Below are 16270 nucleotides of genomic sequence, written 5' to 3' on the forward strand. Positions count from 1 at the left end.
AACTCCATTCAACCTTGACTAAAAGTTTGAATCAACCAGCGATTAATTTCCCCATCATCTTGCGTTTGACTCCGATTCAAAGCTTCCTCAACTAACGCAATTTCTAGCCCTGGTAAGACCCGCGACTCTTGAATTCTCCGGCTACCTCCGCCATTAATCGCAAAGGCAAAAACCTCCCGCGTGTTTGCACGTTCAACCCAATATTCACTAATTCCTGCATTTTCGTAAAGCAACCGCTTACTGCCTAAATCATCGTTAAAAGAAGATGCACCAATTTCTATTACCAAATTAGGCGGATCGTATTGATTTAAATCAACAGGTGAATTGCTGTCATTAGGAGGAACTCTCAAATCTGAACCGATGTAGTAAGCTAAATCAGGTTGAAACTCACGAATACCTGCTTTCCTAAAACTGGCATTAGCAAATTGAACTACTCGGATATTTCTCAATGTAGCAAACAGAATAACTACATACGGGATGATTGAATTATGACGCCCGTGCAAGGGCCCTACTGGTGACATTTCTACCCTCATGTGTTCTTGATAGTAATAAAACTTCCCCTTTTCCCATGCTGAATCCTCAGCAAAATTTAGAAACTCTTCCCACGTCGCCTTCACCCAAATATCCGTTTCCAAAACCTGCGTAATTGCCGAATTAGAAGCCATAATCCACCTCTACAATTTCCGTATATTCAAATTCATTTGGACTGCGCCTAACTAAAGGATAGCGCGTCCCGCCGAGTTCGATCGCATCTTCTTCACAATCAGCTTTCGGAGAATTGTACACCAGCACGTATTCCCTGCCGGTGCAACTTTCCATCTCTTGAGCAACTTCTCCGCGCCACTGAGTTTTAGTTACCAAAACTACCAATTGATTCGCCAACTTCGGCAGTTTATTTGCAATTTGCTTGCGATAAATCTCGTCCAAACTGCCAAAGGGAGAATCCATTACAATTGGAAACGTACTGCTATCCGGGCCCATCAAAGTATTTTTTTGACTCCACTCACGCACGCCCTCAATAATTCCGCCGATAAACGATAAACTGAGAATTTGATTCTCTCCTGTAGAAGCGGCAACCAAAGATTCTTTTCCCGACGTATTTTCTACTAGCGTCAGTTCGTATTTATCACTCAACTTTGGGATATAAGGAGTAAAAGAAATTTGACTGAAAATATCTTGCACCCGCTTTTCCAACTGAGAACAAAACTGTTTTTCTAAGCGCGATCGCACTTCAGTTAGGCGATCGATCGCATCCTGAGCCGCAGCAATCCGGCGCTGAGCTAATACTTGCCTTTGCTCATTCAGTTGCTGCTTGTCGATTTGCTTGTCCAAGGCCGACACCTGCACATTCAAACTCTCAATCTGCTGCTGGTTAGAGCCTGTTTCCCGGTGCAAATCGCCAATTTTTGCCTCAATTTCATCCAAGCGCTTTTGCAAGCGGCTGACATCGCCGTCAGGAAAATTTCGCAGCTTGTTGTGAATATCGTCTAACTGATTTTCCACCCGAGAAAGTTCGGTTCTGTCGCGGCTGATATTCCCTTGCTGTCGGTCAATTTCCTCCCAAAAATCAGCCACTTGTTTATCAATTTCATTTACCCGATCGCTAATCCGAATAGTTGTTTCTTCCACATCCCCAACACCCGCCTTATCCATCCAACCGCTAACCTGTTGGCGAGACTCAGAACCCTCCACCAATTCGGCACCGCAGATACACCGCTGCTGCGCTAATAACTCTTCCAAAAACGGTCGCTGAATCCCAGAAAGCAACGAGCCGCCTTCCCGCAAACCTTCAACAATTACTTTAAATTCAGCCGCCGCATCTGACAGAAATACCCCATAGCCGCGCACCGAAATTGCTCGTTTTAGAGCATCTGTAGCCTGTAGAATTTGTTGTTTTAATAAACTTTTCTGCATTTCCAATTCGTCTCGCAACTTTTGTAAATCCGCAGCACCGCTAAGTTCCAACAAATTACCATTAACGGCTTTTTTTAACTCCCCTTGGTTGGCCAATTCCCGCTCGATTTCTACTTGTCGGCTCGAAAGTTGCTCAGCTTCTTGCTCAATTTTTTGCTTGTCTTTTAAAAGTTTCTTCGTTTCAGCATTCCCAATTATATTTAAATCTGTCTCAAGAGATTTTTTGGCTTCTAGTAAATGCCGGATCGAGCGATTCAACACTTCCACCCCCAGCAACTCCTTAGTAGCTTCCGCAATTTCTGCCTTCTTGTCATAGCGGACAATTTGCTCGATTCGCTCCCCATCAAAAAAGAAATATTTATGTAAACTTTCCGGCAAAATCCGCCCGATAATATCATCGGGATGCTGATCCGGCTTCAGCCATAGACCGTTATCTTTTGCTACATTCAGAAACAATTCAGCCTTGCCATGTTCTACAGTATTTTCACTTTTATAAGCACGACAGATGCGTTTTGCTTGGTAGCGCGTGCTGTCATGTTCAAACACAATTTCCGCCCAACAACCTACGGCTTTTCCCATTTCCGCCTCAGCCAGAGCGCGCTTGTTTACTAATTGTTCTTCTGCCGCAAAAGCCGCGCTGAATTGTCCGTAAAGTACCCACGTAAAGGCATTCATTAAGGCCGTTTTTCCAGCGCCATTATTTCCGTGAATTACTGTAATATTTTGTACCCCACAAGCTAGTTTTATTTCGGGAGTTTTGCCATAAAATTGACGAAAATTGCATAGAGTAATTGAGATTAACTTCATACAATGGCTTCCTTGATAATTTTTAAAATGTCATCGTTAATGTGGCGGGGAGCTCTCATGTACAGTTTATCTTTTTCAATTTCCAATACCCGCTCAATAATTTGTCGAACTTCGGGCGGCGCGCTAGTAATAGGTTCCTGTACGTCGCTGAATTCCTGATGAGTTTGATAAGAAGAACGCTTTTCTGCTAAAATGCTTGTCGGTAAGGCTGCGATCGCACTATCTTCATATCTAAATGCCATAATCAGATTTTCATGCAGATTTTCAGTCATTTTTTTTTCAAATATTAAAAACTAGCAACTCAAACTGCGATCAAATAATTCTCTATTCTCAAACATAAACCGAAGCTTAATAAATGTCAAATGTCTAATAGCCCGTAACGCTTCTGAAGTTGCAGCAATTTCACTCTAGCTTCCCCAGCATTGTCGGCTAAATCGGCAAATTCCAAGAACCGCTTCAACTCTTTTCGCAGCAAATTGCGCTCGACTTCTAAGGTTTCACGACCCAAATCTGGAGGCAAAACTATCATGTCAAATAAAGTTGCCCTTTCCTTCCCCGGATGCGGCCGCAAAATCCGTCCCCGGCGCTGAATAAACTGGCGCGGATTGCTGCTGCTTGCTAAAATTACAGCATTGCGAATTGCAGGAATATCCACGCCTTCATCCAAACATCGAATCGCTACCAAACCTTGCAATTCTCCACTTTCAAATTGCTGGCGCAATCGTTCTCTTTCTGCTAAAGGAGTGGCCGCCGTATAAGTGTTAACTCGGTAGCCTAATTCTGAACCCAATAACTTCGCGGTTTCTGTTAGTTGGCGGTTGTTATTTCGGCGCGCACCTCCTTCTATCGCACCGTCGCCGCAGTAAAATAAAGTATGGGCTGTGTCGAGACGGTGAATCATTAATTCTCGCAAAGCTGTTAATTTATTAGCCGCTGCCCCAATTAACCGGGCTCGCTGCATTAATAAAGTCGTTAAAGCATCGTTTTCTTCGACTTTTTCATCGCCCCAAAGCGCCCAGCCAATCTTTTGAGTTAAGCGGGAATACTTGCGGGTTTCCGCTTCTGTCAATTCTACTAAAATTGGATAGTATAAATAATGTACTAATGCTTTTTGGCGGATGGCATCTGCTAAGGTGAGTTCCGGCTGCAAAACTGGGCCGAAATAATCTAAAATAGCTTCGGTTCCTTGTTCGTCGAAATGCCTTTCTGGGGTGGCGGAAAGGGCGAGTCGCAGTCCAATATTGCGCGGCAAACTTTCTCCTAAACGGGGTGCGCCTAAGTTGTGAACTTCGTCTCCAATAATCAGGGTTTTTTCGGGGAAATAGCGCAGTTGCGATCGCAAACTATCTCCCATTAAGGTAGCATTGGTAGTGATGATTGTGAGAAATGCTCGCTCGCCAGAGCGCACTTCATACAAACCCCCAGCCAGCTTATTCTGCCAACTGCGGGCGCTATCAAAAGCCAAAATAGGTTTTAAACCAAATTTCTCGGATTCGCGCGCCCACTGATTCACCAGGTGGCAGTAAGGGCAAATTACGAGCAGGACTTGCAGGTTAATTTTATTGTATAATTCAGTGGCGATCGCCAGCGCAGTAATCGTCTTGCCGCTACCCGTCGCCATCTTCAGCGTACCGCGTCCCTGATTCGCAAACCAATTAGCAACCGCCACTCGCTGATACTGCCGCAATTGCAGCGATGGCGGCATCTTCGGAAACCCAAATTGCGAATTATTAGCCGTTGAGCGATTCACCTTTAAATGCCGTTAGATGCAAAATTCCCTATACTCAACTTTAACTTACGGGCGCTCGAAACTTAACAGCCCAAACAAATCATCCGCCGACAGTTGCAAATCCGACAGCACATCGAGCACAGGTAAAATATCCTGATTCTCTTTCGCCTCTGGTTGCTGCTGCGGTTTAAAAACAAGAACTAATTTTTCTGCCGGGTCAATCAACCAACCCAGTTTAGCATTGTGATTTAAGCAAAACAAAATATTATTAATGACGCGAGTTGGATTTTGATCCGGCGATAAAATCTCAATTGTCCAATCCGGCACAATTTCAAACCTGTTTTCTACTTCTCCCTTAGCATTGAGAAGAATGCGCGACCACTCAAACACTGCTATATCTGGAACAATAGAACGTCCCCCAAAAGTGCAACGCAATTCTGAAAAAGCAAAAGCTAACTTTTGCGGTTCTCCCACCTGATTAATTCTATTCCCAAAACGAGTTTGTAACGTGCTGTGTTTTCCTTGGGGCATAGCTTTTTGAGAAAGTTGCCCGTCAACATACTCGCTAGCCGGCTTAGTCTCTGGCAATAGCAGAAACTCTTCCAGAGAAATCTTTGACCGAGACTGAATTGACGTTACCATAAGCCATTAACCCCTCAACAAATCAACTCCGCCATTAAAAATCTGCATCGCCGTCTGTTTCCCAATCAGCACAACTCTCCGATTCCACACCAGTAGGGTGCATCGCACAAACCAACAAATTTCCCCCGTAAACTTGACCGTGATAGTTGCGACAACCGCGACAAGCCGGCTGCTGCGTCGGCGAAGGGTCTACATAAGTCACCATCGACAAATCTATCTCATCAAACTCCGGGTCGAAGTCGCGGCAAATTTCAATTATCGGTTCGATAAATTCATTAAATAAACCGTCAAATTCATTGAAATAACCGTCAATGTCGTTAATCAGATTATTTTGTACTTCTTCTGTAAACTCTTCCGACATTTTTGCCAAAACGTCCAGCATTTCGACAAACTCTTCGCCCATTTCGCTGAAAAAATGCTCTACTTCAGAAACAGCATTTTCCATTACTCCGAAAAAATCTTTAGACCAATCTTCCATGAATTTGACAGCTTGCTATTACAAAATATTTTACAGACAAGTGCAGCCAGCCTCATGTGAAGTGCTTGCACCTACTTTCAATTCTATTACCTATTGCCTGATATCCGTCCACATCAGACAGGGGAGATATTCAAAAAGGGAACTCAAGAGTATTATCCTGAGTTCCCTTCATGCTTTGCTGAGCGAGCTTTTTTGAGTTTAATCCCGCTTCAGCCGCCGCAATTCCTCTTGTAAATTCTGCACCTGTTCGCGGAGCTTGTCTACGCCGCCTGTCTCTTTAGCATCTTTTGCCGAGACATCTTCTTCCTCAGAAATAATTTCAATCCGCCGAGGTTCAGCCGGTTTTTCGTTCCCAGCCGATGCTACGGGGGGCTGCTGCTGCTGAGCCTGTTGCACCATGTCATCAACAAACCGGCGAGCTTCTTCCGTTGACATCTCGCCACGCTTGACTAATTCGTCTGCCAGCTTTTGGGCTTCAGTGCGTAATTCAGTTAACTTGCTGCCAGCTTTTTCACCAGCGTAGGAAGCTAGCCCGACACCAAGGTAAACTGCTTTTTGTAAAATATCTCCGAAACCAGGCATAGGAGCTACACCTCAAAAAACTGGGTGAACCGGAGACCACGCCTATTACAAGCATCCCGTGTTGCTGCTACCTTCCGGTCCTGACAAGATTTGGGCGTTGGAATCGCGTGGGTCCAGTTCATAAATGAGTATAACACAGTTATTTATTCTTCAACCACACACCAGTGATAAATTTCATAAATAACGCAACCATTCTTCACCAGCGGGTCTTCAGCGACGATCGCCTTCGCCTCATCCATCGAACCAGCCTCAAACAGCAACATACCGCCGCCCCGCCGCCCCCAGTAGCCAGTTTTCGCTCGGTGTCCTTTAGAAATCAACTCTCGGACATAAGCTCTGTGAGCTGGCACGTATTGGTCAAAGACAGGCTTTTCGACAATTCCTTGCTCAATTTTGACAAACCAAGGCATTTTTATTTGGGATTTTAGATTTTATATTTTAGATTGGGAATGGGTGATCAGCAATGGGATCTAGGGCAAATGCTCTATATTCCATTTTGCACAATCCTTTCTTAACTGCGATGTTATCCGATGAACCAGTCAAAACAGCGATTTTTTATTGCCCTAGTGCCACCTCCTGATATTGAACAGCAGATTACTGAGATTCAACGGTATTTTGCGGCCTCCTACAACAGCCGCAGTGCTTTGAATTCGCCGCCGCACATCACGCTGCAACCTCCTTTTCACTCGTTAGCGGAGGATATTCCCAAATTAGAGGAAAGTTTGAACCAGTTTTCTGCAAATCGGCTGCCCATTCCCGTTACTCTATCCGGTTTTGCTGCTTTCGCGCCCCGCGTCATTTACGTTGATGTTGTCAAATCACCCGAATTGCTGGAGATTCACAAAGATTTGATGAGTTATTTGGAGGCAAATTTGGGAATTGTCGATCGAGTTTCTCAGACTCGCCCATTTGTACCGCACATGACAGTAGCCTTTCGCGATTTAACTAAAGAGAATTTTAAAACGGCTTGGTTGGAATTCTCCGGGCGATCGCTCCACTTTGAGTTTACCGCTTCGGCGTTAACCTTGCTGCTTCATAACGGCAGCCGATGGAACATCAGCAAACAGTTCCCGCTTTCGACCTAAACTCTCTCTCTCCCTTCTCTTTCTTCGTGTCCTTCGCGTCTTCGCGGTTCGTTTTCCCAAAAAAATCTTATTAGCAAATCCTGATTAATATCATGTGCTCACTACAAACCTTTTTAAACTTAAAGCCAGTCACAACTTACCGATCGCTCTTATTCGGAGTTGCAAGTGCCACAGTTCCATAAACCGAAATTCCCGACAGTTTCAATATTTGAATTGCCGACTTAACCGTAGTACCGCTAGTGTAAATATCATCAACTAACAGCACTCGATCGCGCGGGAGGCGACGACGAAAATCTTTCCCCAAACTTAAAGCATTTTTCATTTCCGCTTGCCGCTGCTGTGGCGTCAGAGCGAATAAAGCCTGAGTATTTTTCACCCGCTCCAAACCGTGCCGCTGCAAAGGCAAACCAGTCAGATCACAAAAACTTTCAGCCAACAGTTCCGCTTGGTTAAAACCGCGCTCCTTGACCTTTTCTTTGTGCATGGGAATCGGTACAACTGTTAGATTGTCTATAGCTAATTCGGGAAAACTCAGCCAAGATTCTGCCAGCCAGCCGCCTAGAGGTTTGGCTAATTGCGGATTGCCGTCATATTTCAAAGCTGCGATCGCCCGTTTAAGAGCCCCGCCATACTCACCCCACACAAAAACACGCTGCTCTGAATGCCAAAATCGACCAGGATCGCTTAACTGACATCGCTGAAGTTGCTTGTGACAGTACGGACAAAACTCTCCGGCGGCTGGTCGCTGACAAAGAGGACAGTTAGACTTAAGAAATAGATTGAGAAAAGATTTGACTAATCCCGTCCATTGTCGCTTTTTCATCCTAAAATTGTGGTAAGTGATTAATGGGAAAAACTATCAAATTCAATTTGTTTCCACTGACAGGATCGCAGCGTGAAAAACCTCTACTGGCTAGACGAAATTCAACCTTCAGACCGAGAGGCAGTGGGAGAAAAAGCATTTTACTTGAGCTGTTTGCTCCAGAAAAAGCATCCTGTTGTACCGGGTTTTGTCGTGCCAGCTACCACATTCTGGCAGTTTTTAGAGTCGATCGAGTGCCTAGAACCGCTGTTTGCTGACTGGCCACACTCTTCCCTGCACTTGAATGTCGATGAACCCAGACAACTGCAATCGATCGCCCGCAGCATCCGCCACCAAATCCTCGCCAGCAAACTGCCAGATTCACTGCTCTCCACCCTAGAGTCTGCGGTTTCTCAACTCAACTCAAAGTCAAACTTAAACTCCACAGCCTTAATTTTTCGCCCTTCCCTGACTTCCTGGAACCCGAAAACAGTCGGCATTCTGGAATCTCAGGCAGTACCGGCAGAACCAGAAGCCATTGGGGCAGGACTCAAACGAGCTTGGGCAGAAATGTTCAGAGCCCGAAGTCTATTTTACTGGCAGCGGTGCGGCCTGCGGGTACAGCAAATCAATCCCGCAGTTTTGGTGCAGCCACTTCAAGAAGCGATCGCCGCAGGCGAGGTAAAAACAAAGGCGGGTGCACAGTGGGAAATCCAAGCCACCAGCGGTTTGGGATTGTCCCTCGCTAGGGGAGAAACCATCCCCGATTACTATCAAGTGCAGCCGGAAACAACCGCCGTTAAATTCCAGCGGATCGGTTACAAAACATTAGCCTACAATCTCAAACTCGGCGATGGAGAACCGAAAAAAAAACTGCATATCGGCAAGTTTTCTGCTTTCCCCATTCCCGATTCTCCATTTCTACTTCATGATTTTGGTGACTGTTGCGTGCAAGTTTTAGCCCTGGGAGAAGAAGCACAAACAGAATACGTTTTAGAGGAAGCGCAACTGCGAGAAATCATGGAATTGAGTAAAAAAGCGATCGCCGAATTTGACTCGGATTTAATTTTGGAGTGGACGTTAAATCAGACAGCAAACAGCAGCGAACCGCAGTTTTATTTCACTCAAGTTCGTCTTGTGAAAGGGGAAAAAGTCGCGCCGATAGAGGAAAATCAGATCGCCCTCCCGCAGCCAAACTCGATCGCCCCAGCCCGAACTCCTGCGATACTCAGAGGTGTGGCAGCAGCATCAGGAAAAGCCGAAGCAATTGCCCAAGTTATGACTAATTCCCACCCAGAAAACGCGGAATTCTTAGCAGGAGGCATTTTGGTAGCCCGGACAATCGATCCGAATTGGCTGCCTTGGCTGAAGGTTGCTGCTGGGGTGATTGCGGAACAAGGAGGCCTGACATGCCACGGCGCCATTTTAGCGAGAGAATTGGGGATTCCCGCCGTTGTGGGAGTGGCAGGGGCCACTCGGGCGATCGCCTCGGGCGATTCGGTGTTGGTAGACGGCGATAGCGGAGAAGTTTTTGCCATCGCCGAACAGGATGCGATCGAGACAGGAGACAGCCGCCGACTTCGGGACACAGCAAAAAATGCAGACCAGTACAGTACAGCAGCGAAAATGTCAATAGCCAAGCACCAATCTTCTACCTCGGATCGATCGTCAAATTCCGCGCCTAAATCTCCACAATCTGAGTCTACTCAATATGTTTGGGGCCCACCAACAGCGACTCAACTGCTAGTTAATGTCAGCCAAACAAGTTCGATTGACCGCCTCAAAAATCTGCCAATAGACGGCATCGGATTGCTGCGATCGGAATTAATGGCATTGGAAGCCTTGGACTGTCAAAACCCCAAAGTTTGGCTACAAGACGGTCGCAAATCGGAATTTGTCGATCGCATGGCGGATTGCCTCAGTTTATTTGCTGCCGCCGTTTCGCCGCGGCCAATATTTTATCGAGCGCTCGATTTGCGCGAGTCAGGCGCCCACGGCAGTTTCAGTTATACCTTTGAACCCGAATTATTTGATTGGGAACTGTGCGTACTTCAAAAAGTCGGCGAGTCAGGCTATACAAATGTTAATTTAATTTTGCCTTTCGTGCGCTCAGTTGACGATTTTATCTACTGCCGCCAGCGCTTAGAAACAGTTTTGAAAAACCGCTCAACAGACTTTCAACTGTGGATTATGGCGGAAGTTCCTTCGGTGTTATTTTTATTGCAAGATTACGTAAAAGCCGGAGTTCAAGGAATTTCCATCGGCACTAACGATTTAACCCAATTGCTGTTAGGAATTCACCGCCACTCCGACCAGGTAGCAGGTGCTTTCAACGGGCGCGATCGAGCAGTGATGAGGGCGATCGAACAATTAATCCGACAGGCCCGGGCCGCCGACATTCCTTGCTCAATCTGCGGCGACGCTCCAGCATTGTATCCTAACACCGTTGAATCCTTCGTGCGGTGGGGAATTTCGTCTATTTCGGTCAATGTCGATGCTGTAGAACAAACTTGTAGGGCGATCGTCCGCGCCGAACAGCGCCTGCTACTAGAAGCCGCTCGATCGATAATTAACAATTAACCAGTCCCGGACGCATTTGACCTCAGAAATCCCGTTTCTACTCTAAATCATAGCTTTTGCGAGCAGCCACCCGCTCACAAACCCGGTTTCTAGACCACCCGTGCGTGCAGAACTATTAACAACTACAGAAACAAACCCGGTTTCTAATTAAATATATCAACCGCGCAGACAGTGAGGACATTTGTAATTAGACCGTGAGGAGATTTGTAATTGGTGAAACTCTTATTTTTATTGCTTCTTCCTTCTTCCTTCTTCCTTCTTCCTTCTTCTTTCTTCCTCCTTCCTTCTTCCTTCTTCCTTCTTCCTCCTTCCTTCTTCCTTCTTCCTTCTTCCTTCTTCCTTCTTCCTTCCGCTATCAAAAGCTCCGATTTTTAAGTTAGGATAGAAATATCATTAACACTTGACCAGGAGCTAGAAACAGTGAAATCAAAAATTATTGCAACCGCAGCAATACTTGCCGCCCTCGGCTGTCTGCATCCCCACCCAGCATTATCTCAACCTGCAACTGACGGCGGAACAAAACCCGGATTTTGGCAACCTCAAGCGCAGGTTGACAATACTCGCAACATTACCCTCAGACTGTTAAATGAAACGGGATTAAACCTAGAATACGGTCAATCAGGTGCCAGCTTGTCATCCTTGCCCGTCGGAACCAGCAAAAACATCATTGTTCGTATCAGCAATCGCACCGGCGACATTGCCAATATTCCGATTAATACCGCAGGAGGAAACGCAACTTTGAAATACGACTATAACGTTGACTCGCAGACAAACATTCTGACGATTCGCATCACCAGATCAGAGCCCCGCACTACGCAAGACCGCTCAGTTTATATTGATGAAAAAGGGCGAGTTTACTCTTTCTAAGACTCACGCTCATCAACCCGGTTTTTCCTGATAAATTTTGCTTTTAGCAGCGAGGTATCCGGGAAGAAATCGGGTTTCTCGACTCCCGTGCATAAATTCTGTCTTTCTCAAAAAGTATGAATCAAGTGCAGCCCCGAAAGAATCGATTTTTTTGTGCAGCGGATTTGACATTGCATCCCCAAAATCAACTGCTGCTAGCAATTCGGCGCTACTGGCGCACTGGTGCATCAGGTGGGTTTCGAGAAGATGTCAACCGCCGCATCGCAGACTAATATCCGTCGTTTCTCTTGATACCTGCGCCTCGATTTCCCTCTTCTTTGGGTTTAGCTTTGTTCACTCGCAAGGGGCGTCCCATCCACTCTGCGCCGTCTAATTCGGCAATTGCAGCGTCTTCTTGGGCATCCTCCATCATCTCAACAAATGCAAAACCGCGCATCCGACCGGTTTCCCTGTCGGTAGGCAAGACAACTCGCTTGACTGTGCCGTATTCTGCAAATACTGCTGTCAGGTCTTCTTCGGTGGCGCGGTAAGACAGATTTCCAATGTAGATAGTCATGTCGATCGAACTGAACTTGTTGTGCTATAGCAATCCTAAATCATTATCATGATTGTGATACAATTATATGCAATACTCGATCGTGACCATAAAAAAATGAATAACTTACAACTGCAACAAAAAGATAGGCAAAAAGAAATAGATTGTTTAGAATCTTTCATTAAAAGCGATATAGATGCCAGAGAACTAAAACGAGCAATAGCTGTAAGGATGGCGCTCTCAGGTAATATCTACCATGAGATCAGCAAAATTTTAGGTGTAAGTAATTTTTTTATTGGTTATTGGAAAAAACAATTTAAAACCAAAGGCATCGCCGGAATCAAACTAGGACATAAAGGGTCAAAAGGGTATTTAACAGCTCTACAAAATACTGAAGTAATCGAGTGGTTAAGAAATAAAGAATATGGGAATTTAGATGAGCTAGTTACTTATTTAGAACAAGAATTTGGTGTGATATATAAATCAAAACAGAGTTACTATGAACTTTTTGACCGGGCGAAAATTAGTTGGAAAAAAACTCAAAAAATTAATCCTAAATTTGATAAAAAACTGGTAAAAAAAAAGACGGAAGAAATTAACGATATTTTATTTAAAAACAAGGCTGGTATAGAGTCTGGGGAAATAATAGTATTGTTTTTAGATGAATGTCATCTACTTCATGGTGATCTGACTGGTTATGTTTGGGGTCAATCCCAAATCCGAATTGAAGTCCCAATTACCAATGAAAAAGATAGACAAACTTATTTTGGCGCACTCAATTATCAAAGCAAAGAATTCCATGTTCAGAGCCATCCATCTGGTGATGGAAAATCAACAGTTAAATTCATAAAATACTTACAAGATAAATATAAAAATCGCAAGATTATCTTGATTTGGGATGGAGCTAGTTATCATAAATATGGAGAATTTAGAGACTTTTTATTAGAACTCAATGCTGCCAAAGAACCTGCTAATTGGTCAATTACTTGTATTTTATTTGCTCCCAATGCTCCCCAACAGAACCCCGTTGAAGATATTTGGTTACAAGCTAAAAACTTTTTAAGAAAGTATTGGTATTTATGTAGGTCTTTTAAGATTGTCAAGTTTCTGTTTGAGTTTTTTACTAACGAACATAAATTTGATTTCCCCAAAATACGTCAATATACTTACACACAGAAAATCATTTAGGATTGCTCTAGATATAGAAAATCATTTAGGATTGCTATATACATAATAACCTGTTAATTTAACTGTCAAGTGCTCTCTGGCATACAACTGGGCGATCGACTCTGACTAAAAGGGTTTGGCACACTGACAAACTCTTTGTACTAGCTGCAATAGTTAGCTTGATCAAAATTCATCTCCTGACTCTCCCTTCGAGTGAGTGAGTAGATGAATTTTGGGGCAGTGAGGAATCCCGCCCCTAAACAATACTTGATTTTAATCAGCTCAGTGATGGGTGGGGGACGCATCGCCAAGCATCTTCGGAAACAAAGCGAGTAACAAGGTATAATATATCAAGTTGCTCTTAGCTACGATCGTTGATATAGCAGTTCTCAACTTTCGTGAGGTACTTCCGAGTTAATTACCAATTCCCTACTTCTTCAATTCTTTAATCTAAAATCTAAATTTGTACTTCACTCACTTGAGAATTGCTATACACATCTACATAGCCCTTTGAGGAAACATACTTGACATCTCCCCAGCCCTTTCATAGAGGGGGATATCTCACCTTCAATACTTTGGCAAAATTGGGAATTGGAAATTGGAAAGGGGGAATTGGGAAAATTTTCTCCCCATCTCCTTCATCCCCGTTTAGGATATTACTTTTCTCAATTAAACTAAGGATGTGAGATTTAAAGCCGCTTTGTTAAGGGTTTGAGTGCCAATTCGACTTTGGGTAATACCGCTGGCTGTTTCCGTTGCTCCTTTATTCAAAAGATTCATCGCATCTACCACTTGCTCAATAGCGATCGCCTGCTGTTTGGTATTCAGATAAATTTGCTGACTGCTCACAACAACACTGTTAATAGCATTAGCAACCTTGTTAAAATTATCCGCCGTACCTTCAGTCAATTTCAGGCTATTATCTAAAGTTTTCTTTCCCTCATCTGTCACCATTACTGTTTTATTAATGGAATTATTAATACCGTTTATCAAATCATTAATCTGATCTGACGATTTTTTACTTTGATCTGCCAGTCTGCGAATTTCCGTCGCCACCACCCCAAACCCCTTTCCTTGTTCTCCGGTGCGTACTGCTTCCACTGTAGCGTTAATTGCCAGCATATTAGTTTGATTTGCCAAATCGCTGACTAAATTGGTAATATTAGCAATCTGATTGGTTTGCTGGCTCAAATGTAAAACTTGCTCGGCGATAGCTCCGACTTTTTCCGTCAAACTCAACATTCCCTGCTGGGTTTTATGCACTACTTTACTGCCTTCTGCTGCCAGGTTTAAGACATTACTGGCATTCTCAAGGGCTGACTCGGCTTGCATAGCTGATTGCCTCGATGATGCGCCCAATTCATCCATTGTGGTAGTTGTTTGATTAACAGAAGCAGCTTGTTGTACAGCAATACGTTCCTGTTGCTCAATTGTCGCAGCGATCTCGGTGGAAGAACTGACAATCATATTAATAATACCTTTCAGGGCCTTATCTAAAGGTTTGGCGATCGCCATGCTTAAAGCTACGCCTAAAATAATCGCTGTGAGCGGTCCAACTGTCATCCCCAACAATACAGCTACTTGAGTATTCTTACTATCATTGTATGCGGTTTCATAAGCCTCATTGGCTTGCTTTCTGTTGGCTTGAACCACTGCTAAAGTGGCGTTTTCTGAATTTATAAATTTAAAGCGAATTAATTTAGCCTGCTGCCTAAGTTTATTCAAAAGGTTACTAGCTGTCTTGGCTCTTGCCATTTCTGGCGACTTACTTTTACCCTGATTAATTAGGTTTAGCTGCAAAGCCAAAGGATTCAAAATTCCCACTGTTTCAAATTCTTGATTAATTCGCAGGAGTTCTTGATCTTCCTGCTCCCACTCCTCCCAATACTTAAGCATTTGTTTATAGAGTGCGTCTTCCTCTGGGGTACGTGGAGTGGCTTCGTATGCTTTAAACCCATCTTTAATTTGCTGCCAAGCCTTGTCCATTCTGTTTAAGGCATCTTGCCTTTCTTCTTGACTGAGTGCCGGATTAATTAGCGCTCTCTCTGATGACTCAATTTGGGTTTGTCCCTCGTTAATTTTCAATAAAGCTTCAATACTCGGTAAGTTATTTTTACCGAGAGTCTCTATGTGTTGACTGAGATTAGATGTTGAACTCCATCCTACCCAGGCAACTAAAAATACTAAAATTCCCATCATCAGAAATGCACTGATCAGTCTGGTTTGTAAATTCAGGTTTCTCAACATAATATTTTTTTTCCTTTTACTACCGTGAGCCTCGCGGGAGTCATGAATACATATTGTATAGTATAATTTTTATCACCTACACGAGGTACAGGTTGACATTTTACATTTTACGTTTTACGTTTGACAAGTAGTAATTAATTGCTGAGTACCTTCTGTTCGTGAGAATGGCTATAGATGTTGGGTGATAACGTGGCTAGGGTAGCTCTTTGGTTGTCATCCTGCTGAATTCATTTTGATAAACCGCTTTATTGTACAGGTTAAAACCTGTAATTACACAAACCCAGCCTGCCCACGCCAACTAGAAAAACGGTAGGATTATAATTAAGTTCGGAGTTCAAAGATATCGCCTTACTCAGAGAAATGAGGTATCACATCGCTGACTAATTCATAACGGTCAAAATTGAAAAACACAGATTGACTAATGAACTCAATTATCTCAACATTTATTTCCAAAGCTAAACTAAAAAATACCTATTCGCACAGTTTTGAATGACAGTTACAGAGCGAATAAGCGAGGGTAACTCCCTCGACCAAACAGGCTTGATCTTACCTATTTTAGCAAAGGAAACATACTCGCCTGATCGCGAAAAAACGGCTGCAAGTAAACTCGGGAGATTGATTATTAGTCTTTGTTATTAAATTTTTGCTTGCCCAACTTCTTCCCTTTAGGTTAGCCCTTGCGAGAGTTGAAAAAATTCGATATGGTATGTCTAAATGCCTTAGCGATTGCTGTAACGGAACTGAGGAAACATCTTTTAACCATTACCTAGCTTCTGTTTTCTTTGAGGTAGAGTAAGCATAGCAGACAGTTTGTTATACCATCGCACTCGTTCGG

At 43.9% G+C, this 16270-nt stretch carries 17 protein-coding genes and 1 other RNA gene; 5 read left to right on the plus strand and 13 right to left on the minus strand.

Features of this window, described 5'->3' with window-relative positions:
* Positions 1–8: 8 nt before the first annotated feature.
* The 9 genes from D0A37_RS09970 to D0A37_RS10010 all read right to left on the minus strand — a co-directional run bounded on the left by D0A37_RS09970 (position 9) and on the right by D0A37_RS10010 (position 6562).
* The gene (locus D0A37_RS09970; RefSeq protein ID WP_242723701.1) at positions 9–665 is read right to left on the minus strand and encodes a Uma2 family endonuclease; all 657 of its coding nucleotides are present in this window, start codon (positions 663–665) and stop codon (positions 9–11) included.
* Entirely contained in the window at positions 655–2721 is a 2067-nt protein-coding gene (locus tag D0A37_RS09975) for an AAA family ATPase (RefSeq protein WP_242723702.1), read from the minus strand. Before D0A37_RS09975 ends, D0A37_RS09970 begins: the two co-directional genes overlap by 11 nt.
* Positions 2718–2993: a hypothetical protein gene (locus D0A37_RS09980; protein WP_242723704.1), complete on the minus strand. Its 276-nt coding sequence runs from the start codon at positions 2991–2993 to the stop codon at positions 2718–2720. Before D0A37_RS09980 ends, D0A37_RS09975 begins: the two co-directional genes overlap by 4 nt.
* Positions 2994–3079: 86 nt before the next feature.
* A complete protein-coding gene (locus tag D0A37_RS09985) occupies positions 3080–4426 on the minus strand; it encodes a DNA phosphorothioation system restriction enzyme (RefSeq protein ID WP_242725462.1) in 1347 nt (448 codons plus the stop codon).
* Between the two features lie 90 nt (positions 4427–4516).
* Positions 4517–5092 (minus strand): Uma2 family endonuclease, encoded by a 576-nt coding sequence (locus D0A37_RS09990; protein WP_242723706.1) that lies wholly within the window; start codon positions 5090–5092, stop codon positions 4517–4519.
* A 34-nt stretch (positions 5093–5126) separates the two neighbouring features.
* Positions 5127–5570, minus strand: a complete 444-nt coding sequence (locus tag D0A37_RS09995) for a hypothetical protein (protein ID WP_242723709.1) — start codon at positions 5568–5570, stop codon at positions 5127–5129.
* A gap of 198 nt (positions 5571–5768) precedes the next feature.
* Entirely contained in the window at positions 5769–6152 is a 384-nt protein-coding gene (locus D0A37_RS10000; protein WP_006632990.1) for a phasin family protein, read from the minus strand.
* A 23-nt stretch (positions 6153–6175) separates the two neighbouring features.
* Positions 6176–6272: signal recognition particle sRNA small type (gene ffs / locus D0A37_RS10005), an RNA gene on the minus strand.
* A 23-nt stretch (positions 6273–6295) separates the two neighbouring features.
* Positions 6296–6562: a YciI family protein gene (locus D0A37_RS10010; RefSeq protein ID WP_006632991.1), complete on the minus strand. Its 267-nt coding sequence runs from the start codon at positions 6560–6562 to the stop codon at positions 6296–6298.
* A 120-nt stretch (positions 6563–6682) separates the two neighbouring features.
* Here D0A37_RS10010 and D0A37_RS10015 point away from each other — a divergent pair, with 120 nt between their 5' ends.
* On the plus strand, positions 6683–7237 hold the full coding sequence (locus tag D0A37_RS10015) for a 2'-5' RNA ligase family protein (RefSeq protein ID WP_242723712.1): 555 nt from the start codon (positions 6683–6685) through the stop codon (positions 7235–7237).
* A 136-nt stretch (positions 7238–7373) separates the two neighbouring features.
* On the opposite strand, the gene D0A37_RS10020 is transcribed toward D0A37_RS10015, so the two are convergent.
* The gene (locus D0A37_RS10020; RefSeq protein ID WP_242723715.1) at positions 7374–8060 is read right to left on the minus strand and encodes a ComF family protein; all 687 of its coding nucleotides are present in this window, start codon (positions 8058–8060) and stop codon (positions 7374–7376) included.
* A 72-nt stretch (positions 8061–8132) separates the two neighbouring features.
* Here D0A37_RS10020 and D0A37_RS10025 point away from each other — a divergent pair, with 72 nt between their 5' ends.
* Complete coding sequence (locus tag D0A37_RS10025; RefSeq protein WP_242723718.1) at positions 8133–10619, plus strand: putative PEP-binding protein; 2487 nt, start codon at positions 8133–8135, stop codon at positions 10617–10619.
* A 143-nt stretch (positions 10620–10762) separates the two neighbouring features.
* On the opposite strand, the gene D0A37_RS10030 is transcribed toward D0A37_RS10025, so the two are convergent.
* Positions 10763–10978 carry a hypothetical protein gene (locus D0A37_RS10030; protein ID WP_242723719.1) on the minus strand — a complete coding sequence of 72 codons (216 nt, stop codon included), beginning with the start codon at positions 10976–10978 and terminating at the stop codon, positions 10763–10765.
* Between the two features lie 61 nt (positions 10979–11039).
* Between D0A37_RS10030 and D0A37_RS10035 the strand changes: the two genes are divergently transcribed.
* Together D0A37_RS10035 and D0A37_RS10040 are read left to right on the plus strand one after the other, a co-directional pair.
* A complete protein-coding gene (locus tag D0A37_RS10035) occupies positions 11040–11486 on the plus strand; it encodes a hypothetical protein (RefSeq protein WP_242723721.1) in 447 nt (148 codons plus the stop codon).
* A 116-nt stretch (positions 11487–11602) separates the two neighbouring features.
* Positions 11603–11758 carry a hypothetical protein gene (locus D0A37_RS10040; RefSeq protein WP_242723723.1) on the plus strand — a complete coding sequence of 52 codons (156 nt, stop codon included), beginning with the start codon at positions 11603–11605 and terminating at the stop codon, positions 11756–11758.
* On the opposite strand, the gene rbp is transcribed toward D0A37_RS10040, so the two are convergent.
* Complete coding sequence (rbp, locus tag D0A37_RS10045) at positions 11755–12042, minus strand: RNA-binding regulator (RefSeq protein WP_006632996.1); 288 nt, start codon at positions 12040–12042, stop codon at positions 11755–11757. The genes D0A37_RS10040 and rbp overlap by 4 nt on opposite strands.
* Positions 12043–12138: 96 nt before the next feature.
* Between rbp and D0A37_RS10050 the strand changes: the two genes are divergently transcribed.
* The gene (locus tag D0A37_RS10050; protein WP_242723725.1) at positions 12139–13209 is read left to right on the plus strand and encodes an IS630 family transposase; all 1071 of its coding nucleotides are present in this window, start codon (positions 12139–12141) and stop codon (positions 13207–13209) included.
* 648 nt (positions 13210–13857) lie between these two features.
* Here the strand turns inward: D0A37_RS10050 and D0A37_RS10055 are convergent.
* Positions 13858–15435 carry a HAMP domain-containing methyl-accepting chemotaxis protein gene (locus D0A37_RS10055; protein ID WP_242723728.1) on the minus strand — a complete coding sequence of 526 codons (1578 nt, stop codon included), beginning with the start codon at positions 15433–15435 and terminating at the stop codon, positions 13858–13860.
* Between the last annotated feature and the right edge of the window lie 835 nt (positions 15436–16270).

It is taken from the genome of Microcoleus vaginatus HSN003, assembly GCF_022701255.1.
Classification (GTDB): domain Bacteria; phylum Cyanobacteriota; class Cyanobacteriia; order Cyanobacteriales; family Microcoleaceae; genus Microcoleus; species Microcoleus vaginatus_B.